Consider the following 21,411-nt stretch of genomic DNA (forward strand, 5'->3'; position numbering starts at 1 on the left):
CTTATTTCACCCCGTTTAAGAGGGCAATCGCGCTGTCGTAGAGGCTGAAGAGATCTTGACTCGCATCGTTGCCACCTACCGACATTGGCAACATAAGCACAGGTAGATTAGCCTTTTCACCCAACCACTTAGCACCACGCTCATCCTGATAGGACGCCACAACTACCGCCAGAATATCGCCCTGCTCGGCGCGGCTCAGCAAACTGGCTAAATGGCCGCTAGTCGGTGCCAGACCGGGTTTAGGCTCAAGATCAGCAGCTTGTTCAATCCCCAACCAGTTGAACAGATATCTAAAACTGGTGTGATAGGCGATGACCTTTTTGCCTTTTAACGCTTTGGCCTGCTCTTCCCAGCGGGGAATCGCCGCCTGCCAACGAGTGCTAAAGTCCGCTAATGCCTTTTGGTAATTCGCCGACTCGCTCGGGTCGAGTTGGCTCATCTTAGCGCTGAGCGCATTCGCGACGCTTAGCAAACGCGTCGGATCGAAGTGAATATGCGGATTTCCCTGAGCATGCACATCACCCATGCTGCGATCCACACTCGCTAACTTATCTAAGGTATCGATTTGATCGGCGGCGAAAAACAGCCCCTGATCGGTAGAGCGAACCTTTGCGTTAGCCGACTTCATTTGCAGCATTGGCAGCCAACCGATTTCTAAATCGGCGCCCGCACAGACCACCAGATCCGCTTGGCGCATTTTGGCGATCAAACTCGGACGCGCCTGCACTTGATGCGGATCCTGTAAGGCCGTGGTTGCCGAATAAATGCTGGCGTTTGGAGCCAACTCTTTTGCCAATGCGGCATATTCGGGTTCACAGGCAAACACATTCAGTTCTGCATGGGCAAAGCCTGAACAGGCGAAAGACAGGGCCGCTGCGGCCGCTTTAACAAAATTAGAATTGATGCGCACCGTGAGCCCCCAGAGACATAATGTATTGAACAGTGAAAACATTGTCGTCTTCGATTCCATCGAAGTTAGTACCCTTCTGATTAGTGTACTGGAAACGTACTGTCGAGAAATGGCTCGAATGCCACGCCAGACTCACCTCAGATTCCTTTAACTTCTGTCCATGGAAATGATCGCCATGGAGCTCTTGGGTATCCACCTCGCCGTAACGCACACCCGCAGACCAGCTAGGCGTGAATTGATATACGCTGCTCAGATACCAACCTTGATGATAATCCTTGCTCGGTGCATCTTCGGGATGAAGGTCGCTCGGCACAAAGTCAGTCACACGGTAATACTCGCCGCTCAGGGTCAGGTTTTGGTATTTATAGTTACCATTTGGCGCCCATTTATACACAAAATCAGCACCATAGGTGTTTTTACCTGTGTAAGATGCCGCATGGCTGTGGTCATGGCCCTCCTCGGCGGTTTCATCTTCGTGCTCATCGCCTTCTTCATGGGCAGTGACTTGGCCATTTTCGTTACGTAGGTAACTTAGGCCCGCCTGCCATGAACTGTTATCACCAATGTCACCACCGATTTTGGTGTAAAAGGTGTATACGCCCACATTTTTAAACTCACGTTCGCCGTGTTCATCGGCGGCGCGCATGCTGTCGCCCTTGAAGGCTTCGGCGCCTAAGGTCCAATACAGATCCGTCGGAGCAACAAAGTTTAAGCGCACACCGTCGTCAAAGTAATGGCCACCAAAAAATGCGCGGTAAGCAATAGGACGGTCGGTAAATGAATCTGTGTGTAAATGCTGGTTATTTAGATAACCGATATCCGAGAGGAAACGTCCACCACGGATTGAGAACCCCGCAGGCATCGCCATGGTTTGGATAAAGGCTTCTTCGAGATTCAGCTCAGTTTCACCGTCGTGCATCTCAACAACGGCAGTGACTTTGCCGTAGAACATGTCGTCAATGTTGGCGCTCATCGCCAGCTCAGTTTCGCCTAAACCAAATCCTTCGGCGGTTTCGGCCAATGGACGCTCAGCCGTTTGATAATAGCCATTCAGCACAGCGCTGATCGCCGGATTAGTTAAACTTGAGTCAGCGGCAAATAACGTCGGTGAAGCAAATGCGCACGCCAAAGCCACCAAAGAAATTCGGTTGTTAAAAACAGTCATGATATCTCCAAAATACAACTAGCGCTCGATGACTCATCCAAGTCATCAAGAAATACAATAAGTTAAAATGTAAAAGTTGATTTAACGGAGAACAGGTGGCGCGCGGCTTAGGTAAACACTGACGTGTTTGGAGAAGCTAACGGGTAAGACAAATTCACAGACATCGAACCGCTGTACCGCTAAATCGAGCTTAAGCGGTTGGCTGAGCAGAATTTTATTCAGCTGATGTTGATGGAAGCACAGGGTACAGTGCGTCTTTGCCCCATCATCAAGGTGGGTCACACTATGGGCTGAGGCAACAAAAGACAGCAACACCAATACGGCGGCAAGCCATATCGAAATTGTGCGTCTTATGTGACTGTGCAGTCTCACTCAGTCGTCCCCATAGTAAAAAAGTGGCACAAGTTTAAGTCAGGCCACTAGCAAGTTGCAATAAGGTAATAGGCGCCCAATGCGTTACAAGATATTTACCATTGCAACTTTAGGATGAAAAACGCACAACAAAAAACCGGCTCAAGTTGGCAAAAAGAGTTATTTAAGATTAGCTTAAGTCAGTAAAACTATGATGTGCCCAGTGTAATACTGGCTAATATGTCATTCTATTCAATCCAGCAAAAGGCAACCAAAATGCTAGCATTCTTTCGTGAAAACTTAGGATTAATCTTAGGGATAGTGATTTTCGGCGCAGTAATTTTGGGCGGGATTTATTACGTAGAACACTCACTCGAGAGCCAAGAGCAGGTTATCCAATAACTCAGCCCTAGCCTAAACCAAGTTGAGCCAGTGCGATAACCCCTGCGCGGCTCGACTCGGTTAATCTAACGCCCTCACCTCTAGCGATACTTCTGCCGTTGATCACTATCGTCTTGCTTCTCTGGCGCCTCAATCGTTTGTAGTTGATCCATAAAATGGCTCACCAGCAGCAACATCACACAGAAGATCATCACTGGGATCAAAAAATGCCGCGTCGAGGCATCGAAATAACTGTATAAGCCCGTCAGCACACTCGCATAAAAGCCAAATAATTTTAACTTCAACAGTTTAGGATTGTGTCCCAGCCACGCTGAACAATGAGGACATTGCACTTGAGCGTGAAAGCCCTTTCCGCGCTGTTGGGTAATTTGGGCAATTTTGATCGACTGATGGCAATGGGAGCACAGCATTTAGAGTAGGTTCCTCGACATGGGGCGCTAAGTTTATCAGAATTTCCCGCCACTCAGTCGAACTAATTAGCGCAGTGGTTTCAAAACCTCACACCCATAGCGAAAGCTGCAAACCAGCGCACAAATTTTATACTCAGATAGCATTTTATGCGGTTCTAATTTTACAGTGTTTAGCGCAGCTCCTATTATGTACCTACCTATTTTTATTGAAGATAACGCCTATGCGCCGCTCACTCATATTCATGTTCGCTCTCAGCTTTCCCCTGCTATTGAGTACCGAGGTTTTCGCGACGGATGCAGCCGAACCCGTTGCCACCACTCAAACCGCTACCGTCCCTAACGAAGCCCAAAACGAATTAATTACGCTAAAGTCAGCCATTAAAGAGGATATTGCGCGCTTATCCCAATCCCAAGGTGAGCTGCGCACCATTGTTGAATATCGAATTCAAAACAAGACATTGCAGTTACGCAATAAGATTAAAGTGCTGTTAGAAGATGAGAACTACGATAAAGCCTTTATGTTGGCATTGGTGCAAGAGCAGCTGACATTTAATCTTAAAATCAACGACTACTTCAATGATATTGTGACCAAGTTGTCCCATAAACTCGGCTCGGCGGATGACGAGTCGACCTTACTCGAAATCTCTAAACGTGAGCTCGATAAGGACAACAACTACAAACAACGACTCGAGACCTTAAACTGGCTCGGCCAAATGGGCGAAGATGTCGCAGCGCAGAAAGCGGAGCTGACCCAAATTCTCTTAAGTCGCGCCGATAACTTCGATAGCTTTGTCACTTTTACCCAGCAGCAGTTACAAAATGCAGTTAACGCCGCCACTAATGCCGGTAAAGATGTGACCGCCGCGCAAACCAGTCGCGTCATGCAGCTAAAAGACAGATTGGCGCTCAATAGCCAGAGCCTTAGCATAGATATCGACTTACTCGATGCGCTCGAGCAAAACACCGCCTCACTGAAAAAGACCCTGTTCAGTATCTCAGGCGATATCACTCAGGATGTCTTGAGTATCGATGTGGCCTCAAGCTTAGTCGAGCAATGGCTGCATACGGCCAAAGAACAGTCCATCAACCATGGCCCGACTTTAGTCTTTAAGCTATTTATCTTCTGTATGATCCTGTTTGTCGCAAGCCTTGCCGGCAAACTGGCGAAGAAGATTGTGAGCAATACCGTTAGTAACTCTAAATTAAATTTCAGTAAGTTACTGCAAGACTTCTTTACCTCGCTCTCGGGCAAAGCGGTCTTCACTATCGGTGTACTGATTGCCCTCTCCCAGCTTGGCATAGAATTAGGGCCGTTATTGGCAGGCTTTGGTATCGCCGGTGTGATCATAGGTTTCGCCCTGCAGGATTCACTCTCGAACTTTGCCTCTGGCATGATGATTTTGATCTATCGTCCCTACGATGTGGGTGACTTGATTAGCGCCGCTGGTGTAACGGGGCGCGTAAGCCATATGAGCCTAGTCTCCACCACAATTAAAACGTTAGATAACCAAAGGCTTATTATTCCTAACAACAAGATTTGGGGTGATACCATTAACAATATTACCGCCGAGCACCAACGCCGCGTCGACATGACCTTCGGCATTGGCTATGGCGACAATATTGAGCACGCCGAAGCCGTGCTTAAGTCGATTGTGGAAGCGCATCCTAAGGTGCAAAAAATCCCTGCACCGCTCATTAAGCTGCACGTTTTAGGGGAGTCCTCGGTCGACTTTATCGTCCGTCCTTGGGCTAAGCCCGAAGATTATTGGGATGTGTATTGGGATATTACCCGCGAAGTGAAAATGCGCTTCGATGCCGAGGGCATCAGCATTCCTTTCCCGCAGCGCGATGTACATATTTACCAAACCAGTAAATAACGCTTCGCCAAGGCGATAACTACACAAAAGGCGCAATCCTAGATTGCGCCTTTTTCATTTTATTCAAACAGTTAAACGATTAACCTAAACCAGTAATCTCGCCATCGGCGCCGATATCAATCTTTAAATAGCCCGGAACTAATCCAAGTCCTGGCATAGTCATCACATTCCCCACCAGCGCGGTAATAAATCCGGCTCCAGCATTTAACACTAACTCGCGCACTGGCACGATAAAACCCTGCGGTACGCCTTTAAGTTGAGGGTCATGGCTAATGGACAAGGGTGTTTTTGCCATGCAGACAGGTAAATCGGCGTAGCCAAGGGCACTGAGTTCTTGTAATTGCAGCTTAGCCGCCTCGGATAAACTCACCCCAGCAGCGCCATAGCCGACTTCAGCCAAGGTCGATAATTTCGCCTCAAGCGCCATGTCATCGGGATATAGCAGGGTAAACTCGCTTGGCTGCTCACAGGCGCGCATGACGGTTTGCGCCAAGGCCAGCGCTCCCGCTTCACCTTGGCTGAAAGCCTCGCTAAGCTCGCAGCCAAAGGCGGCAGTGCCCGCAACGGCTTCAATCAACCAGTTAAGCTCGGCATCCGTATCGGTTGCAAAGCGATTAATAGCCACCACAACGGGAATGCCGTAACGCGCCACATTGTCGATATGCCAGTTTAAGCTGGCAAATCCCGCCTCGAGACGGGCTTGGTCGGGCGCATTGATATCCGCATCAGACGTTAAGCCGCTATTGGCCTTCAATGCCTTTAAGGTGGTCACTAACACCGCGGCGCTCGGGGTTAATCCCGACTGGCGCGCCTTGATATTACAAAATTTCTCAAACCCCATATCGGAGCCAAAACCGCCTTCCGTCACCACAAAATCGGCCAATTTTAAGGCGATATCGTCGGCAATCACCGACGAGTTGCCATGGGCAATATTGGCAAATGGCCCTGCGTGGATAAGACAAGGCGCACCGTTTAAAGTCTGCATCAAGGTGGGTTTTACCGCATCCGCCATGATCGCCGTCATCGCGCCGGCAACCCCGAGGTCTTCCGCGCTTATAGCCGCACCTTGGCGATTGACTGCCAGCACAAGCTTGCCAATACGCGCGCGCATATCCGCCAGATTACGGCTGAGCGCCAGAATCGCCATTAACTCAGAGGCGGCGGTAATATCAAAGCCAGAGGTGTAAGCTGGGCCATTATTTTCACCCAGCCCAACCTCTATTTCACGTAAACAGCGATCGTTATGATCGACCACCCTGTGCCAACGGATGCCGTTAGGCGCTATATCCAGGTAATTCTGTCCAGACTGCGACTCAAATTCGGCCTTGCCTAAACGCGTTTCATGGTACAACCGAGAGGCTATCGCCGCCGCGCCAAGATTATGGGCACTGCTGACGGCATGAATATCACCCGTTAGATGCAGATTCAGCTCCTGCATGGGCACCACTTGGGCGTAACCGCCACCAGCGGCGCCACCTTTCACCCCAAAAACCGGGCCCATACTGGGCTGGCGAATACAGGCGCACACCTTGTTACCGAGCGCTTTAAGGGATTGAGTTAAGCCAATGGTGGTGACGGTTTTGCCTTCGCCGTGGGGCGTTGGCGTCACGGCGGTAACAATGATTAGTTTACCCTGTTGCTGCTCGGCTAAGCGCTGCTGCACACGCAAATCGACCTTGGCTTTGGTCTTGCCAAATAGCTGCATCTCATCGGGCAATAACCCAAACTCGGCGCCAAGCGCTGCGATATCTTTTAAGTGCGCACGGCGCGAAATATCCATATCGGTTAGCATGGGTCATCTCTCCCTTGGGTATTTTGGTATCCACGCTCGGCATGCGAGCAGGAAATACAAAATAGGTATGCAAAATCGGTAAGTATCAGCAACGGCTGATTGAATATGGCGGATATTAGGTGATTAGCTTTAAGATATATAGCCATCGAAAGGGTTAATGAGCGATTCCTTAATCTGCATCAAATAAATCGACTCGGGTCCTTTCCCCTACAAAATACAGATTCCCAAAAGAGAAACAACATGAGCGGAACCCCTTTTAGTTTTTCAGAGTTTGTTGCCGGTTTTTGGCGAATGCACAGTTGGCAAATGTCACCCACCGAGCGACTTAACCTGATAGAACAGTATTTAGACCTAGGTGTGACCACTATGGATCACGCCGATATTTATGGCCAATACCAGTGCGAAACCCTGTTCGGCGAGGCGTTAGCGCTAAAACCCGCCTTAAGGCAGCAGATACAATTGGTCAGCAAATGTGGCATTAAGCCCGCCTTCGATTGTCGCCCAGAGCGCTATGTAAACCACTACGACACCTCCAAGGCGCATATTATTGCCAGTGTGGAGCAATCACTAAAGCAACTGAAAACCGATTATTTAGATCTGCTGCTAATCCACAGACCCGATCCTTTAATGGACGCCGATCAAGTGGCCGAAGCCTTTGCTGACTTAAAACAGGCGGGCAAAGTGCAACACTTTGGGGTATCTAATTTCACCAACGCGCAGTTTTCATTATTGCAGTCGAGATTAGCTGAGCCCTTAGTCACCAATCAAATCGAAATTTCACCGCTAACAATGGCGAGTTTGCACGATGGTACGCTCGATTTATGCCAAGAGCGGCGCATTCGGCCTATGGCTTGGTCATGTTTGGGCGGTGGTAAGATCTTTGATAATAACCATCCGCAGGCCATTCGCCTGCAACAAACCTTAGCCGTCATCGCCGATGAGATTGGCGCCCAAGATATCAGCCAAGTGATTTATGCCTGGGTGCTGATGTTACCGAGTCGGCCCGTGCCGATTATCGGCAGTGGCAATATCGCGAGGATAAAAACGGCGGTGGCCGCACAGTCACTCACCCTAGACAGGCAGCAATGGTTTAGTATCTGGCAGGCATCAACCGGACACAGCGTGCCTTAGTACAGCAAACAACACCAACAAAAACGGCGCCTTAGGCGCCGTTACTCATCATGCTTAAAGCTGCACTTCACCACTGAGATGTGGCCTGCGACCTTTACTGTCACGCAGCTCAAACACCCACTTGTCTTGTGATTTTTCGTAACCAAATCCCACTTCTGCGGGCATTAGTAACGGCAGCTTAAAGGCCACATCGACCACGAAGGGACGCTCACCAATCTCAGGCATTAATTCCGCTAAACAGCGCGCCTTAGACCACATACCGTGGGCCAGCACACGGTCAAAACCGAAACGTTTGGACAGCACGGGATGCAGGTGGATCAGGTTATAGTCGCCTGATGCTTTGGCATAACGACGACCTAAATCTTCACTCAATTCCCATGATTGGGGTGAGTCCCAAGCCATCTCGAGCGCCTTAGGTGGACGAACACGGCGGCCAGCGGTCTCGATACGATAGAGGTAAGTCGACAACGATTCCCACACCAGCTCTTCGCCCACAAAGGCCTTAGAGACAAATTCAAACTCTAAGCCTGAATCGGTTTCACGGCTGGTGGTTAACGCGCATTCGAGGGAGAACACTTCATCGACTGTCGTCGGACGATAGACTTGAATACGGTTCTTTAAATGGATCATCCCCAGCAGCGGGAAGGTAATACCATCGTGGGTAAAAATCACCGCGTGTAGGCGAAATGCCATCACATACAAATAGGTTGGCGGTAATATTTTACCGTCGAAATTAAAGCCACACACTTGGGCATATTGGCTAACTTTGGCCTCGGACACTTGCACATTGGGCGCCGACACCTTGATATAAGGTAAGGGCTGTTGATCCCAACCGGGCTTACGACCAAAGAAAATCTTGCGATAAAGAGAAAACAGCGAGGGCATCGCGTTCAATTCAACACAATATGCATTATTCAAGTCTGAGTACCTTTTAATTAACTATCCCTACGCACGAATAACCAGAAATACCCCGTACAGATGCATAACATCTGAAAAATCAAAAAGCTCACGAGTGTAAAACAGGCAAAACTGTGTCTAAAAAGGGCTGATGCTGACTCACCGAATGGACAATTATACCCAAACAACCTGAAGATGAGGGTTCAGCGGGAATGTAACGCTCTTTAGGCAAGGCGGTTATTTGCGGACCTAGTGGACTAAGTTAAAAATAACCAACACAGCATAAAGAGCGTTAAAACCCGCCGAGACGGAGCGCCTAGGGCACTCCACTTCGGTGTTGCATCAATTCACAAGGTGTTCACATTCCTTCATTGATGCGCCTTGAATTGAAGCCCCCTAGACGCTCTGAAACTCATATCTTCAGGTCGCTTGGGTATATTAGAGTCAGGTTTATCGAAAACGGCGTGATTATACCCCAGCGGATAGAGTTCTGGATATCCCCAACTTTACTGTGATTTTTTATCCTATTAAAAATCAATATATTATAAAAACATGGCCCTGCATGACTTTGCCTTATCCACACTGCGAGTGCGAAAATATTACGCCTGTGCCACACTATCGCCCCCAGTCTTTAACTTAGTTAACCCGTGCAAGATAAGAATTTCGATAAACTCGCGCAAAAGTTCGCGAAGAACATTTATGGCACCCCTAAGGGTGAAATCCGTGCCGCCGTGTTATGGCGCGATCTCGCTCCCGCCTTGGCTCAATTGGGCAATAAAAAACTGCGGATTTTAGATGCGGGCGGCGGCTTTGGTTATTTCAGCCAAAAGCTGGCACGTCTGGGCCATGAAGTGGTGCTGTGCGATATTTCCGCCGAAATGCTCGCCCAAGCGAAAGCACAAATCGATGCCAGCGACACCCCATTGGCAATCCGTTTGGTTCATGCACCGATTCAGGATCTATCAGTCGACGAACATGGCAAGTTCGATCTTATCCTTTGCCATGCCGTAGTCGAATGGCTGGCCGATGCGAAAACCACCATGGAAGGCTTGCTGACCATGCTTAAGCCCAATGGGCTGTTTTCGCTGATGTTTTACAATAAAGAAGCGATGCGCTTCCATGCGTTAGTGTCGGGTAATTTCGACTATGTTGCCGCCGATCTTAAAGTGAAGAAGAAGGTGCGACTCACGCCCACGCACCCGCTTTATATTCATGATGTTAAACAATGGTTTGCTGAATGGCACATGACCCTGCTGCGCGAATCTGGCGTGCGAGTCATTCACGACTATTTGAAAAAACATCAGCCTGCGGATTTTGACTATCAAAAGTTGCTGACGATGGAGCTCGAATATTCCCAACGCGAGCCCTATATTTCGCTCGGCCGATATGTGCATTTTCTGGGGCAAAGCGCCGCAACCGACACATCCGCATAAGCTCGCGAAACAATAAAGGACGCCAAGGCGTCCTTTATTGTTTAAAAACCGTTGATTAGACACTCACTCTGCGCACTAAGTGTGTTCAACCCTAGTGCGTTAAACCCTGGTGCGTTCAACCCCAGTGCTTTCAACACCAAAGTGCCAACCCCAATCATCCGTCACACAGCGATATCAGTCACATTGCTCACGCCAACAGGCGATTACGGTGGCGCCCTTCAGTTTAAGTAGCTGAACTACGCTTTTATCACCCACCACATGGCCTGCGCCCACCACCACAAATAGCGGTTCGCTGGCGGCTTCTGCGGTCATTAATCTCATCATGCCATCGGCCATGACTTTATTACGCTGCCAGAGAATTTTATCCAGCATCAGGGTATCGCCCTCACCGCCAAGCTGCTCCTGCATCAAGTCATCTAGCGCAGTTTCATCACCGGAGCGCCACGCCTCAACCAGCGAGAGTAGTTCGGCATCAGAGGCATTAATGGCTTCGCGCACCATAGACCACTGGACTTGGCTATCGAAGGAGGCCAGTAATTGGAACTGCGACTCAGCCGTCTCCAACTGATACACAGGCTTACCCGCACGGCCAAGCAACTGCATATCGACACCATAGTCGGTAATAAACCCTAAGCTATTGTAACGTAAAAGATTAAGTTGAGATGCCTGCAACCAAGGTGCAAAGGCTTGAATCGACTGGCATAGGCTTGCCTTGTCTTCACAATAGTGGCGCATCACCTCTACCGTTTGCTTATCTCGGCTCTGCCAATCGAGCCCCTGTTCATGAGTCGCCATACCATACTTTTGCAATAGGGCGCGGCTGTCGATTTTATTAGTATCGATTTCAACCACTAATCCCTTGGATTTGGTAAATGCCGCCTCCACTTGCGCTGGCATAGGATAAAAATCGGCACGGCCAATATGGATTGAACCCAAAAGGTAAGCGGATTTCCCCTGCCATTGCACCTGATAAAACGGCGGTTTATCCGTCTGCGCCGCCCAACTCGGCCCACAGGTAAACATTGCGACGCCGCACAGTGCCAGTAATAGTCGCCACCGACTTGTTGCCATATCCTTTGCCCCTTATAATTCCTGCAAATTTTGCAATGAGACGCTGTTATGCCACACACTAAGGTTATAGAGCAACTGAAAGAAAACCTTCAAATCGCCTATCGCCAAGCCATAGACGCTGACACTAAGTTAGATGAGTTGAAAAAAGCGGGCCATGGGAAATTCACTAGCATTTTCACAGCCGAACAGGGCTTTATGGTGTCGAGCAACCGCTTTTTGCCCTATGTGCAAGAATTGGTGGATGACCTCACTAAGCTGCAACAACAGAGCAGCCTAGATCCCGTAGCACTGGAAACCTTAGTGCGCCAACTGGCCACCCTACTCAAAACCTTGCACGCCTTTAAAAAGCAGAGCTAATTCAATAAACGCTGAAATATCATCGATTTCAGCGTTTGCTCTCATTTCCAACCCACGGATTTTCGGCAAACAAAATTGTCATCATTTTGTCATTTCTAAGTCATAGACTCCGCAAACATTGTAGTGGGGGCTGAAGTAATGACGAGTTTAGATCTGGCAAAAGAGCTTGATAAGATAATCGCAAAGGGGGCAATCAGCCCGCTTTTTCAGCCCATATTCAATATCTTGGAACACAAGATCCACGGATTTGAAGCCCTGAGCCGCGGGCCAGAGCACAGCCCACTCTACTCACCCATTCCGCTGTTTAAAACCGCGGAGCATCAGGGCAAATTGAGCGAGCTTGAGACCTTATGCCGCCGTATTTCGCTGGAACAATTTAAACTGCGCCAGTTCCAAGGCCGTTTGTTTATCAATATTTCCCCTAAGGCCCTGCTCGATCCCACCCATCCTAAGGGCATGACGCTGCAACTGTTACAGCAGCTTGGGATCTCACCTTCACAGGTGGTGATTGAGTTATCGGAGCAATATCCCGCCGACGATATCGACTTACTGAAATCTTGCCTAAATCACTATCGCAGCCAAGGCTTTATGACCGCTATCGATGATTTAGGTGCGGGCTATTCGGGTTTACGGCTCTGGTCTGAGTTATCGCCCGACTATGTGAAAATCGATCGCCACTTTATTCACCAAATCGATTCGACCCCGGTTAAACAAGAATTTGTGCGCTCGATTGTCGAACTGTGCCAGAGCCTCACCTGCAAAGTGATTGCCGAAGGGATTGAAACCCAAGAAGAACTCGCCGTACTCAAACAGCTAGGCATAGTCTATTGTCAGGGGTATTTGCTCGGACGCCCCGAGGCGCAGCCAAGCCGCGCAATGAAAGCGACCTTAGTGCCAAACAATACCCAAGTTCAGCCCAGATACAGCGAATCCGCCGAAAGCCTCTGCACCAGCGCCATTACTGTGGTACCAACACTTAAGCTTAAGCACTTAAGCGACACTTTTAGCTCTCAACCCGCCTTACAAGCCGTGGTTGTGGTGCAAGATCAACTGCCACTGGGGATTATTAGTAGAGCGACTTTGCTGGAGCTTTTTAGCACGCCCTATGGTCGAGCCCTGCATGAAAACCACGCCGTCAGTGAAGTGATGGACCCGCAAGTGTTGCAGATTGAAGCCAACGAGCCCCTGTCGATTGTGAGTCAATTACTGACCTCGGAGAGCGCCAATACCGTCGCCCAGCAATTTATCATTCTGCGCCGTGGCAAGTTGCTCGGCATTGGCCACACTAAAGATTTGCTACAGCGGATCACCGAGCACAGGATCAAGATGGCAAGGCATGCCAATCCGTTAACCGATTTACCCGGTAATGTACCAATCCAGGAAGAGCTCAAACGCCTCAGAAACCAACAAAAACCTTTCTACTTGGCCTATTTTGATCTCTGTCAGTTCAAGCCCTATAACGATATTTACGGCTTTTGCCGTGGCGATGAGGTGATCTGCGAGGTTGCCAATCTGTTAGTGAAATACAAGACGGACAACTGTTTTATCGGCCATGTCGGTGGCGATGACTTTGTGGTGATCAGCACCTGTGAGCAACTCATCGACCGCTGCCAACGGATATTGACGGATTTTGAGGCCAATAAGTCGCTCTTTTATAGTGCTGAGCACTGGCAAGCCCAAGAAATGCTTGCCGATGATAGGCAAGGACAAGCCTGTTATCACAAGTTAATCAGCCTCTGTGTCGGCGTGCTTACCCCCGCCCATACCTATAACTGTAATGAACATAGCCTATCGACCTTAAGTGCCAAGGCAAAAAAACAGGCAAAATCCGCAAGTAACGGATTTTGCCTGTTAGAAGAACTCAATATAACCCAAGCCCTAAGCGCTTAGGCGAGAGTGGTGACAGATGCGCCTAGAGTTTAGGTGCGATGGTTTTCTTTAACCAATCGCGAAGCATTTCAGTCTCATACATAAATGGCTTGTCAGTGATAGGTTGAATGCCCGTCATAAAGCCCATGTCTGAAAGCTTTTCGTCCCCGGTGATGATGACTTTGTCATTCTCAAGCACTTGATAACTAAAGGTCATGCGTGGTGGATAAATCTCTTTGATCACCCGCAAATCATCGGCTGTAGCACCAAAGGTTGGGCGCATATCACCGGCTAAGTCGACATCGGTCACCGTCATCTCTAACTTTTGATTCGGTTTTAAAACCTTTGTCGCTTCTTTATTGATATTGGTGGTTAAGGTATCGAATAAACGCTTTTCATAACGGGACTGAATTTCACCCGATGATTTAATATCACGGAAATCCTTTGGGTTTTGCCAAACAATCTTAACCACCCCATCTTCTGTCACTGGGTCGGTTTTCGCCTCGTCTGCGGCCCATACAGCACTGCAACTCAACACGCTGGCGAGTAATAAGAACTGAACTTTCATATTTGCCTCCTAGGCCTAATTGTTTCTGCCATATACTGTACAAAATCTAACCTGAACTTCAGCTTAATGTAAAACAAAACTCAATACAGCATCACTAGCGTAAGCTTTTGTATAGATTAGTAAATATTTTAGATAATGTTAGGGAAACTCGTATCTTTTTGTATCCAATACCCCATAAGGGATAAAGTTATTAATTTGTGATCATTTAACGCGCATATTACGCCAAAAAGTATTATCCTTCGCACACTATTTTATGACCACGAATGAAAAATGAAATTCCCCGTTGTACCTGTGTTTGTGTTAATCCTGTTCACTTGTTTTGCCAGCGCTATTTGGTTTATCTCCTCGGGAGAGAAAGACACACGCCCCGAAACCTGGTCATCTTTTATTTATACCCATGGTTATGATTCTGGGAAGTATAAGAAAATGGATAATTTCGACAGCTACGAAGCCTGCCGAGACTATGCCAAAGAGCAATCTTCCTTCTACGATGATGTGCCTTGGGAATGCGGTTTAAAATGCGGTTTTGATGCCCGTAAACAGGGCTTTCAATGTCAAGAAATGCGAAACGAGCAGTAAGATAGCGGTTCAGCCAAGGTTCAAGATCCCTCCGGTAAGCTTAATTTTTCAGCAATACCTTTGGTTTTGTTTGTCATGGATGCACGATGAAAGCCAAACGACGATTTAACAATCGACCGAATTCCGGTGATTTTAATTTGGAGTTATCTATGAAACTAACAACCGCAAATCTACAGCAACCTTTAATGGCAAAGTTCGCCTTACTGGCGCTCCTCACCCTAGGCACACTTATCAGTTTACCTAGCCATGCCGCCACGCTTAGTGCTACGCAGCAACAAGTGGTAAAGTCTCACTTTGATAAACTGGCTCAGTCACAACAGCAGGCAGAAGAGCGCATGACTGAGCAGCTCGATCAAGAATTTAGCCGTCAATTAGCGGAGCAAGAGCATCAGCTGATGCGCCAAGCTTGCCCTCGCTATGGCATGACCTTCGATATTAGCAGCAATGCCTGCTTACGCTCTTAAACCGAATTAAAACGGAAAACGCGCACTAAGTTCAGGATATTGCTGCTTTAAATCTTTGGGCTTAGTGCTAAATTTTTTACCCGCTGGCGTAGCCTTACCCGAAGGCATAAAAGGCAACTCCTTACCTGTTCTGTCTTCAAATAGTTGACCCGCGATCAAGTCGTAATCTTCGATAAAAGGATAGGCGTAGCCGTCCTTCTCAGGCCATGCCGTTAACTGCGCCAAAGTGTCTGGATTGGCAATCACCGCCTCGTAACGGGCCTGTCCAAGTGAGATCAGAAACGCGCGAAATTCAGCAAAGGCATAATCGGAATCACAGCCAGTGATGATATAAGCCGCTCCCCATACCGACCATAAGTAGCTTCGACGCATCTGTTGGCCAAACAATTTATCGAAGGCTTTTAACTCCTCGTCACTCAGCTCTGCCAACTTTTGCTTTAATGCCTGCGCTAAAGATTCCTGGGATTGCGCGGGTTCACTGCGGGTCACTAAGTCCCAAAATTCTACTTCTGTCATCACTTAACCTAATATTGAATGCCTAAGCAAAGGCGTATTCTACATGATAATACGGTTATGCTGGACTCAGTTCAGGGCTTTTCCTACACTTGCTCCACTTAAAATCAGCCATAAACCCTAACCCTATGCCTAAACGCCTTATTCTACTGATTGCCCTCTACACCCTGTTTGCTGTGGCAGCGCTACTCCGTGCCGTTGCTACCAGTTCGTTCGACCTCTTTAGCTTAGGTGTATTGCCGGTTTTGTTTGGCATACTCACACAGGCACCTTGGTCTAGCTTAGTGCTGAAAATTTATATTGGATTACAGACCTTAGGCCTTTCGGCACTGGGGATTACCGCAATTATCGCCTATCAAATTACCCCGCAAGACGTCAAAGTGGTGGTTGAAGGTCACAACATCCCTATGTTGCCCTTAGTCTTAAGCATCATCGCCTTGTTGTTAGTGCAGTATTGGGTAGCCTTTTCCCGTATCACCCATCATTATTTAACCGCAAAGGTAAAAGCGTAAGCTTGTTTATTGCTAAGCCCTTGTTTCTAGCATAAGTTAACGGCTCCCTAAAAGACCTGATAAAGCCAGCCACTATGACTCATTTATCGCCTAGCGAACTCTCGATTCTCATTGTTGAGCCATCGGAAACCCAGCGCCGCATTATCATCAAGCGTTTACAGCAAGAAGGCATTATCAGCATCCAAAATGCCGCAAGTTTGACCCAAGCAAGGGAGTTGATTGCTCGCCACAAACCGGATCTCATCGCCAGCGCCATGTATTTTGAAGATGGCACCGCGACCGAGTTTTTAAGCTACCTGCGCACCAACAGCGAATATAAAGACATACAATTTATGTTGGTTTCGAGCGAATGTCGCCGCGAGCAATTGGAAATTTTCCGCCAGTCTGGCGTGGTCGCGATTCTGCCAAAACCTTTTAATGCCGAACACTTAGGTAAAGCACTGAATGCAACCATCGATTTGCTCAGCCACGATGAACTCGACCTAAGTCACTTCGATGTGCATGACGTGCGTGTGCTCGTGGTCGATGACAGCCGCATGGCGCGCAATGTGATTAAACGTACCATTGGCAACCTTGGGATCAAGCAGATCACCGAAGCGGAAGATGGCGCTCAAGCCATTGAGTTAATGCGTAATAATATGTTTGACCTGATCATTACCGATTACAATATGCCCAGTGTTGATGGCCTAGCACTCACTCAATTTATCCGTAATGAAAGTCAGCAATCCCATGTGCCTATCCTCATGGTGTCTTCGGAAGCGAATGATGCTCACCTGAGCAATGTCTCTCAGGCGGGAGTCAATGCCCTGTGCGATAAACCCTTCGAACCCAAATTGGTGAAGCAGCTCTTATATCAACTGCTCGAAGAATAAAACCTAAGTCACGAATGGGGTAAATATTCTGCATTTTTGTTACTTATAGGACACAAGCCCGTAGCAAAGGGCTTTCCAATGGCTAAACCTTGTGGCATGTTAGGCACGCTGACTTAATAAATCTACGGAAAGAAGAGACAATAAAGATGAACAAAACTGAACTTATTGCCAAGATTGCAGAAAATGCCGATATCACTAAAGCTGAAGCAGCACGTGCATTGAAATCTTTCGAAGCAGCTATTACTGAATCAATGAAAAACGGTGACAAGATCTCTATCGTTGGATTTGGCTCTTTTGAAACCTCCACTCGCGCAGCTCGTACTGGCCGTAACCCACAAACAGGTAAAGAAATTCAGATCGCTGAAGCCACTGTGCCTAAGTTTAAAGCGGGTAAAACCTTGCGTGATAGTGTGAACTAATTCGCTCGACATTGATTTTATAAAACGCCTCCTCTGTGAGGCGTTTTTTTTGCTCTCAAAAAAGCATGAAAGATGATTTTTTGCACAAACACAGTGCGTCAATCGCTCCATTTTTGAGCATTTTAAAACATTTTATTAACACACATTGTGTAACCAATTGTTTTTAATGATGTTCAAATAATGGCATGTGATTAGCAATTCCCTTATCAGAAAAAACCATGATGCACCAATGTCACCCACTCTGTGGTGGCATGAGTGAATCGATAAATAAGTCAATCGAGGGGATGAGAATGAGAAAATCACTGTACAGCGTTTTGGCATTATCGACGGGATTGTTATTAACGACCAACGCCTTTGCGGCGGTGTCCGGCAATATTGGCGGCACCTCAAACTATCTATGGCGCGGGGTCACTCAAACCAATGATGCGGTCGCCATCCAAGGAGGCATTGACTATAGCCATGACTCCGGATTCTATGCTGGCACTTGGGCCTCAAATGTCGACTTTGGCGACGATACCAGCTATGAGTTGGATCTCTACGCAGGCTACGGCGGCAACATCACCGAAGACCTCAGCTACGACATTGGCTACCTCTACTACGCTTACCCCGATGCCGAAGGCAGCATCGATTTTGGTGAACTGCACGGTGCCATCACCTGGAAATGGTTTGAACTCAGTTATTCCCACGTGATCAACGCCGGTGATGATGTCGCGGCCGAGCCATTAGATAACAAAGATATGAGTTATCTTGCGGCCACTGCGTCTTTCCCACTGACGGATAAACTGAGTCTGTCATTGCACTACGGTTATTCTAGCGGCGATGTAGTCGAATCTTGGTTCGATGAGGATAACTACTCAGATTACAACGTCACACTCAGTGCCGATACCAGCATGGGTACAGTCTCATTTATGGTGTCGGATACCGATCTGCAGGGTGATGATGCCAAGGTTGTTTTAGGCTATTCCTACGGCTTTGATTTATAAAATTAAACGCTAAAAAAACGCCGCGATAATCGCGGCGTTTTTGTTAGGCTATCACGGCGCGATTCGATTTACGCGCTAATACCATCTTCTCAATATATTCCACGATAGGCTCAGTCACCGAAATCCCCGTGGTCTGTTCAATGCCTTCAATACCGGGCGCCGAGTTCACCTCTAGGATCAAGGGGCCGCGATTCGATCGTAAAATATCAACCCCCGCCACCACTAATCCCATGGCTTTCACTGCGGCAACCGCCATCTTGCGCTCTTCGGGCGTAATTTTTACTTTCTCGCCGCAGCCGCCTAAGTGCAGGTTAGAGCGAAAATCCCCTTCGGGACCTTGGCGCTTCATCGAAGCCACCACTTTATCGCCGACTACAAAACAGCGAATATCGCTGCCGTTGGACTCCTTAATATATTCCTGCACCATAATATTGGCTTTCAACCCTAAAAAGGCTTCAATCACGCTCTCGGCGGCGGTTTTGGTTTCGGCTAACACCACGCCAATCCCTTGGGTGCCTTCCAACAACTTAATCACTAAAGGGGCACCGCCCACCATGTTAATCAAGTCAGGAATATCATTGGGTTTATTGGCAAATCCCGTCACAGGCATGCCGATACCTTTGCGGGAAAGCAATTGCAGCGCGCGTAACTTGTCCCGTGAACGTGCGATTGAAATCGAGTCGTTGGCGGCAAATACGCCCATCATTTCAAATTGGCGCACAACGGCACAGCCATAAAAGGTCACGCTCGCGTGGATCCGCGGAATAATGGCATCGAATCCCGTTAACTCTTGGCCTTGATAATGAATGCTCGGCTTGATGGAGTTGATATTCATGTAGCAATTCAAGGTATTAATAACCACGGCTTCATGGCCACGGCTCTCGCAGGCCGCGACTAAACGTCGGGTGGAATACAACTCAGGGAACTGGGATAAGATACCTATTTTCATTGCCAAATGACCAAATTAAACACTGTGATTGAAGCTCTGAGCACACTGCATCAGAAAGGGGCGCAGATATTTGTCTATTGCTGAGTGTAAAGCAAGAAAATATTCCTCACCAGACGAAAACCTCGGCACTAGCCAAACGTAAGATAATCTTCACAATTTAGGTTCGCTATTTAGGAAGTAAGGGAGTGATGTACTTAGCTTCAAATTCACTCGCCTCTATGGGGCGTGAGAAAAGGTATCCCTGCAACACATTGCAATGCCTTTCGGTGCAAAACTCGGCTTGCTCAGCGGTTTCAATCCCTTCCGCAACCGCGGTGACGTTAAAACCATAGGCAAAATTGAGTAATGCGGCGAGTAAGCGAGTGTCTTTTTCGTCCTTATCGTAGGAGGCAATAAAGCTCTTATCGATTTTTAATACACTGATTGGAAAGAGTTTAATATGTTCTAATGATGAAAAACCTGTGCCAAAGTCATCGAGGGCAAATCGCACCCCAAGTTGCGCAATTTTATCCAGCACCTTGGCATGCTCATGGGGCTCTTCAATCAAGCAATTTTCAGTGATCTCTAACTCCAGCGCCGTAGGTGCAAGCCCAGTTGCATCCAGGGTTTTCACTATCTTCTCGTATAAGTCGATATGACCAATTTGCGAGGCGGACAGATTCACCGCCATAGTAAAACTGCGCCCGGTCGGCGCTAAGAGGCTCAACCATTGCTGCGCCTGTCGGCACGCCTCAAGCAGGATCCAATCCCCAATCTCCTCCATCAGTCCAATTTCTTCGGCAATGGGAAGGAACTGATCCGGTGAAATCAGTCCATCTTGGGGATGTAACCAACGGATCAGCGCTTCCATACCAATCACTTGGTGGGTTTGAGCGTCGACTTGTGCCTGATAGTAAACTTTCAGCTCGTTCTGCCTCAAGGCCATTCTCAGGCTAGACTCGATATGATTGCGGTAGCGCACCTCACGATCTAAGGCTTCGGAATAAAACTGAATTTGGTTACGGCCCATTTTTTTCGCGCGATACATGGCGATATCGGCGCATTTCATCAGCTCAGAGCTATCGGATGCGGCCTCGTTATAAAAGGCCACCCCAATACTGGCACCAATCATCACGTCGTTATCCCCAAGCTCAAATACGTCTTCAAAGGCCTTGAGCAGCCGATTAGCCACTATCATGGGAAAATATTTGTAGTCATTGTCGGTCACCAGCACCACAAACTCATCCCCACCTAAGCGGGCAATCACGTCACCATCGCGCAATACCGAACTTAACCTCGACGCCACCTTTACGAGTAAGATATCACCCGTTTGATGCCCTAAAGTATCGTTAATCGCTTTAAAATCATCGAGATCGAGCAAGATTACCGCTAAAAAATCGTTGCTGCGTTTCGCCCTCGCGATGGCGCGATTGAGGCACAACTCAAATCCATAGCGATTCATTAATTTGGTGAGCGAATCGTGCTCGGCGAGTTCTTTGAGTTTTTGATGACTGTTGCGTAAAGCCAGAGCCATCGAGGCACGTTGCTTAGCGTAACGAATTGAACGGCTTAGAATTCTTGAATTGACTTCATCCTTCAGTAAAAAGTCCTGCGCGCCCAGCTCGATACAGCGCTGCGCCAGTTTTTCATCTTCGTAGCGACTCAGCATTACCACTACGGTTTGCTCTTGAGTCATAGAGTTAAGCTTGATCAACACTTCTAAGCCGTTAGCATCGGGCAGCAAATAATCGAGTAAGATACCGTCAAAATGACGCTCTAACGCAAGATTTAAACCATCAAATGCACAATTAGCCTCAATGACATTAAAGGCTAATTTCGACTGCCGCAGCGCCCGAATAATGGCAGTTCTATCGACTTCATCATCATCGATCAGTAGTAAATCCATAT

The 21,411-nt window shown here is 48.0% G+C and carries 23 protein-coding genes; 12 read left to right on the forward strand and 11 right to left on the reverse strand.

Annotated elements, in window-relative coordinates:
* Nucleotide 1: 1 nt before the first annotated feature.
* From ACUZ8J_RS18335 to ACUZ8J_RS18345, 3 genes are all read right to left on the reverse strand, one after another.
* Entirely contained in the window at nucleotides 2-910 is a 909-nt protein-coding gene (locus ACUZ8J_RS18335; protein ID WP_374919672.1) for a metal ABC transporter solute-binding protein, Zn/Mn family, read from the reverse strand.
* Nucleotides 894-2,075, reverse strand: a complete 1,182-nt coding sequence (locus ACUZ8J_RS18340; RefSeq protein ID WP_011715763.1) for a membrane protein — start codon at nucleotides 2,073-2,075, stop codon at nucleotides 894-896. The genes ACUZ8J_RS18335 and ACUZ8J_RS18340 overlap by 17 nt, the downstream gene beginning before the upstream one ends.
* An 81-nt stretch (nucleotides 2,076-2,156) precedes the next feature.
* On the reverse strand, nucleotides 2,157-2,447 hold the full coding sequence (locus tag ACUZ8J_RS18345) for an ABC-type zinc uptake system zinc chaperone (protein ID WP_446694564.1): 291 nt from the start codon (nucleotides 2,445-2,447) through the stop codon (nucleotides 2,157-2,159).
* A 255-nt stretch (nucleotides 2,448-2,702) separates the two neighbouring features.
* Between ACUZ8J_RS18345 and ACUZ8J_RS18350 the strand changes: the two genes are divergently transcribed.
* Nucleotides 2,703-2,828: a hypothetical protein gene (locus ACUZ8J_RS18350; RefSeq protein ID WP_011621366.1), complete on the forward strand. Its 126-nt coding sequence runs from the start codon at nucleotides 2,703-2,705 to the stop codon at nucleotides 2,826-2,828.
* A gap of 80 nt (nucleotides 2,829-2,908) precedes the next feature.
* On the opposite strand, the gene ACUZ8J_RS18355 is transcribed toward ACUZ8J_RS18350, so the two are convergent.
* Nucleotides 2,909-3,238, reverse strand: a complete 330-nt coding sequence (locus ACUZ8J_RS18355) for a hypothetical protein (protein ID WP_011621365.1) — start codon at nucleotides 3,236-3,238, stop codon at nucleotides 2,909-2,911.
* A 221-nt stretch (nucleotides 3,239-3,459) separates the two neighbouring features.
* Here ACUZ8J_RS18355 and ACUZ8J_RS18360 point away from each other — a divergent pair, with 221 nt between their 5' ends.
* Nucleotides 3,460-5,115 carry a mechanosensitive ion channel family protein gene (locus ACUZ8J_RS18360; protein ID WP_446694565.1) on the forward strand — a complete coding sequence of 552 codons (1,656 nt, stop codon included), beginning with the start codon at nucleotides 3,460-3,462 and terminating at the stop codon, nucleotides 5,113-5,115.
* Nucleotides 5,116-5,194: 79 nt separating this feature from the next.
* Here ACUZ8J_RS18360 and ACUZ8J_RS18365 read toward each other — a convergent pair whose 3' ends face one another.
* Nucleotides 5,195-6,907, reverse strand: coding sequence for a formate--tetrahydrofolate ligase (locus ACUZ8J_RS18365; RefSeq protein WP_446694566.1), 1,713 nt, complete (start codon nucleotides 6,905-6,907; stop codon nucleotides 5,195-5,197).
* A gap of 240 nt (nucleotides 6,908-7,147) precedes the next feature.
* On the opposite strand from ACUZ8J_RS18365, the gene ACUZ8J_RS18370 reads away from it, so the two are divergent.
* The gene (locus ACUZ8J_RS18370) at nucleotides 7,148-8,038 is read left to right on the forward strand and encodes an aldo/keto reductase (RefSeq protein ID WP_446694567.1); all 891 of its coding nucleotides are present in this window, start codon (nucleotides 7,148-7,150) and stop codon (nucleotides 8,036-8,038) included.
* A gap of 54 nt (nucleotides 8,039-8,092) precedes the next feature.
* Here ACUZ8J_RS18370 and ACUZ8J_RS18375 read toward each other — a convergent pair whose 3' ends face one another.
* A complete protein-coding gene (locus tag ACUZ8J_RS18375; protein WP_084796712.1) occupies nucleotides 8,093-8,923 on the reverse strand; it encodes a MaoC/PaaZ C-terminal domain-containing protein in 831 nt (276 codons plus the stop codon).
* Between the two features lie 659 nt (nucleotides 8,924-9,582).
* Here ACUZ8J_RS18375 and ACUZ8J_RS18380 point away from each other — a divergent pair.
* Nucleotides 9,583-10,368, forward strand: a complete 786-nt coding sequence (locus ACUZ8J_RS18380) for a methyltransferase domain-containing protein (RefSeq protein ID WP_446694568.1) — start codon at nucleotides 9,583-9,585, stop codon at nucleotides 10,366-10,368.
* A gap of 174 nt (nucleotides 10,369-10,542) precedes the next feature.
* On the opposite strand, the gene ACUZ8J_RS18385 is transcribed toward ACUZ8J_RS18380, so the two are convergent.
* Complete coding sequence (locus ACUZ8J_RS18385) at nucleotides 10,543-11,439, reverse strand: TraB/GumN family protein (protein WP_446694569.1); 897 nt, start codon at nucleotides 11,437-11,439, stop codon at nucleotides 10,543-10,545.
* Between the two features lie 48 nt (nucleotides 11,440-11,487).
* Here ACUZ8J_RS18385 and ACUZ8J_RS18390 point away from each other — a divergent pair, with 48 nt between their 5' ends.
* Nucleotides 11,488-11,796 (forward strand): hypothetical protein, encoded by a 309-nt coding sequence (locus tag ACUZ8J_RS18390; protein WP_011621358.1) that lies wholly within the window; start codon nucleotides 11,488-11,490, stop codon nucleotides 11,794-11,796.
* Between the two features lie 138 nt (nucleotides 11,797-11,934).
* The gene (locus ACUZ8J_RS18395; RefSeq protein WP_126512379.1) at nucleotides 11,935-13,686 is read left to right on the forward strand and encodes a GGDEF domain-containing protein; all 1,752 of its coding nucleotides are present in this window, start codon (nucleotides 11,935-11,937) and stop codon (nucleotides 13,684-13,686) included.
* Between the two features lie 22 nt (nucleotides 13,687-13,708).
* Here ACUZ8J_RS18395 and ACUZ8J_RS18400 read toward each other — a convergent pair whose 3' ends face one another.
* Nucleotides 13,709-14,233 carry a DUF3016 domain-containing protein gene (locus tag ACUZ8J_RS18400; protein ID WP_109287535.1) on the reverse strand — a complete coding sequence of 175 codons (525 nt, stop codon included), beginning with the start codon at nucleotides 14,231-14,233 and terminating at the stop codon, nucleotides 13,709-13,711.
* 270 nt (nucleotides 14,234-14,503) lie between these two features.
* Between ACUZ8J_RS18400 and ACUZ8J_RS18405 the strand changes: the two genes are divergently transcribed.
* Both ACUZ8J_RS18405 and ACUZ8J_RS18410 read left to right on the forward strand, forming a co-directional pair.
* Nucleotides 14,504-14,812, forward strand: coding sequence for a hypothetical protein (locus ACUZ8J_RS18405; RefSeq protein ID WP_086902961.1), 309 nt, complete (start codon nucleotides 14,504-14,506; stop codon nucleotides 14,810-14,812).
* 149 nt (nucleotides 14,813-14,961) lie between these two features.
* On the forward strand, nucleotides 14,962-15,276 hold the full coding sequence (locus ACUZ8J_RS18410; protein ID WP_126512377.1) for a hypothetical protein: 315 nt from the start codon (nucleotides 14,962-14,964) through the stop codon (nucleotides 15,274-15,276).
* A gap of 6 nt (nucleotides 15,277-15,282) precedes the next feature.
* Here ACUZ8J_RS18410 and ACUZ8J_RS18415 read toward each other — a convergent pair whose 3' ends face one another.
* Nucleotides 15,283-15,792: a DUF4240 domain-containing protein gene (locus ACUZ8J_RS18415; protein ID WP_086902962.1), complete on the reverse strand. Its 510-nt coding sequence runs from the start codon at nucleotides 15,790-15,792 to the stop codon at nucleotides 15,283-15,285.
* A 125-nt stretch (nucleotides 15,793-15,917) separates the two neighbouring features.
* Here ACUZ8J_RS18415 and ACUZ8J_RS18420 point away from each other — a divergent pair, with 125 nt between their 5' ends.
* From ACUZ8J_RS18420 to ACUZ8J_RS18435, 4 genes are all read left to right on the forward strand, one after another.
* Nucleotides 15,918-16,301, forward strand: a complete 384-nt coding sequence (locus ACUZ8J_RS18420) for a hypothetical protein (protein WP_446694570.1) — start codon at nucleotides 15,918-15,920, stop codon at nucleotides 16,299-16,301.
* 74 nt (nucleotides 16,302-16,375) lie between these two features.
* The gene (locus tag ACUZ8J_RS18425; RefSeq protein ID WP_086902964.1) at nucleotides 16,376-17,173 is read left to right on the forward strand and encodes a response regulator; all 798 of its coding nucleotides are present in this window, start codon (nucleotides 16,376-16,378) and stop codon (nucleotides 17,171-17,173) included.
* A 146-nt stretch (nucleotides 17,174-17,319) separates the two neighbouring features.
* Complete coding sequence (locus ACUZ8J_RS18430) at nucleotides 17,320-17,592, forward strand: HU family DNA-binding protein (protein ID WP_011621350.1); 273 nt, start codon at nucleotides 17,320-17,322, stop codon at nucleotides 17,590-17,592.
* A 290-nt stretch (nucleotides 17,593-17,882) separates the two neighbouring features.
* A complete protein-coding gene (locus ACUZ8J_RS18435) occupies nucleotides 17,883-18,575 on the forward strand; it encodes a TorF family putative porin (RefSeq protein WP_086902965.1) in 693 nt (230 codons plus the stop codon).
* A gap of 43 nt (nucleotides 18,576-18,618) precedes the next feature.
* Here ACUZ8J_RS18435 and rimK read toward each other — a convergent pair whose 3' ends face one another.
* Nucleotides 18,619-19,524, reverse strand: a complete 906-nt coding sequence (gene rimK, locus ACUZ8J_RS18440) for a 30S ribosomal protein S6--L-glutamate ligase (protein ID WP_011621348.1) — start codon at nucleotides 19,522-19,524, stop codon at nucleotides 18,619-18,621.
* Nucleotides 19,525-19,690: 166 nt separating this feature from the next.
* On the reverse strand, nucleotides 19,691-21,409 hold the full coding sequence (locus ACUZ8J_RS18445) for a putative bifunctional diguanylate cyclase/phosphodiesterase (RefSeq protein WP_446694571.1): 1,719 nt from the start codon (nucleotides 21,407-21,409) through the stop codon (nucleotides 19,691-19,693).
* Between the last annotated feature and the right edge of the window lie 2 nt (nucleotides 21,410-21,411).

The sequence above is a fragment of the Shewanella sp. Koi 1 genome, assembly GCF_052907445.1.

What these genes read in the sequence shown, in the direction of transcription:
- ACUZ8J_RS18340 (WP_011715763.1), bottom strand. Translation starts at nt 2,075, where the DNA reads ATGACTGTTTTTAACAACCGAATTTCTTTGGTGGCTTTGGCGTGCGCA.
- ACUZ8J_RS18350 (WP_011621366.1), top strand. Translation starts at nt 2,703, where the DNA reads ATGCTAGCATTCTTTCGTGAAAACTTAGGATTAATCTTAGGGATAGTG.
- ACUZ8J_RS18355 (WP_011621365.1), bottom strand. Translation starts at nt 3,238, where the DNA reads ATGCTGTGCTCCCATTGCCATCAGTCGATCAAAATTGCCCAAATTACC.
- ACUZ8J_RS18360 (WP_446694565.1), top strand. Translation starts at nt 3,460, where the DNA reads ATGCGCCGCTCACTCATATTCATGTTCGCTCTCAGCTTTCCCCTGCTA.
- ACUZ8J_RS18365 (WP_446694566.1), bottom strand. Translation starts at nt 6,907, where the DNA reads ATGCTAACCGATATGGATATTTCGCGCCGTGCGCACTTAAAAGATATC.
- ACUZ8J_RS18370 (WP_446694567.1), top strand. Translation starts at nt 7,148, where the DNA reads ATGAGCGGAACCCCTTTTAGTTTTTCAGAGTTTGTTGCCGGTTTTTGG.
- ACUZ8J_RS18375 (WP_084796712.1), bottom strand. Translation starts at nt 8,923, where the DNA reads ATGCCCTCGCTGTTTTCTCTTTATCGCAAGATTTTCTTTGGTCGTAAG.
- ACUZ8J_RS18385 (WP_446694569.1), bottom strand. Translation starts at nt 11,439, where the DNA reads ATGGCAACAAGTCGGTGGCGACTATTACTGGCACTGTGCGGCGTCGCA.
- ACUZ8J_RS18390 (WP_011621358.1), top strand. Translation starts at nt 11,488, where the DNA reads ATGCCACACACTAAGGTTATAGAGCAACTGAAAGAAAACCTTCAAATC.
- ACUZ8J_RS18395 (WP_126512379.1), top strand. Translation starts at nt 11,935, where the DNA reads ATGACGAGTTTAGATCTGGCAAAAGAGCTTGATAAGATAATCGCAAAG.
- ACUZ8J_RS18400 (WP_109287535.1), bottom strand. Translation starts at nt 14,233, where the DNA reads ATGAAAGTTCAGTTCTTATTACTCGCCAGCGTGTTGAGTTGCAGTGCT.
- ACUZ8J_RS18405 (WP_086902961.1), top strand. Translation starts at nt 14,504, where the DNA reads ATGAAATTCCCCGTTGTACCTGTGTTTGTGTTAATCCTGTTCACTTGT.
- ACUZ8J_RS18410 (WP_126512377.1), top strand. Translation starts at nt 14,962, where the DNA reads ATGAAACTAACAACCGCAAATCTACAGCAACCTTTAATGGCAAAGTTC.
- ACUZ8J_RS18415 (WP_086902962.1), bottom strand. Translation starts at nt 15,792, where the DNA reads ATGACAGAAGTAGAATTTTGGGACTTAGTGACCCGCAGTGAACCCGCG.
- ACUZ8J_RS18420 (WP_446694570.1), top strand. Translation starts at nt 15,918, where the DNA reads ATGCCTAAACGCCTTATTCTACTGATTGCCCTCTACACCCTGTTTGCT.
- ACUZ8J_RS18425 (WP_086902964.1), top strand. Translation starts at nt 16,376, where the DNA reads ATGACTCATTTATCGCCTAGCGAACTCTCGATTCTCATTGTTGAGCCA.
- ACUZ8J_RS18430 (WP_011621350.1), top strand. Translation starts at nt 17,320, where the DNA reads ATGAACAAAACTGAACTTATTGCCAAGATTGCAGAAAATGCCGATATC.
- ACUZ8J_RS18435 (WP_086902965.1), top strand. Translation starts at nt 17,883, where the DNA reads ATGAGAAAATCACTGTACAGCGTTTTGGCATTATCGACGGGATTGTTA.
- rimK (WP_011621348.1), bottom strand. Translation starts at nt 19,524, where the DNA reads ATGAAAATAGGTATCTTATCCCAGTTCCCTGAGTTGTATTCCACCCGA.
- ACUZ8J_RS18445 (WP_446694571.1), bottom strand. Translation starts at nt 21,409, where the DNA reads ATGGATTTACTACTGATCGATGATGATGAAGTCGATAGAACTGCCATT.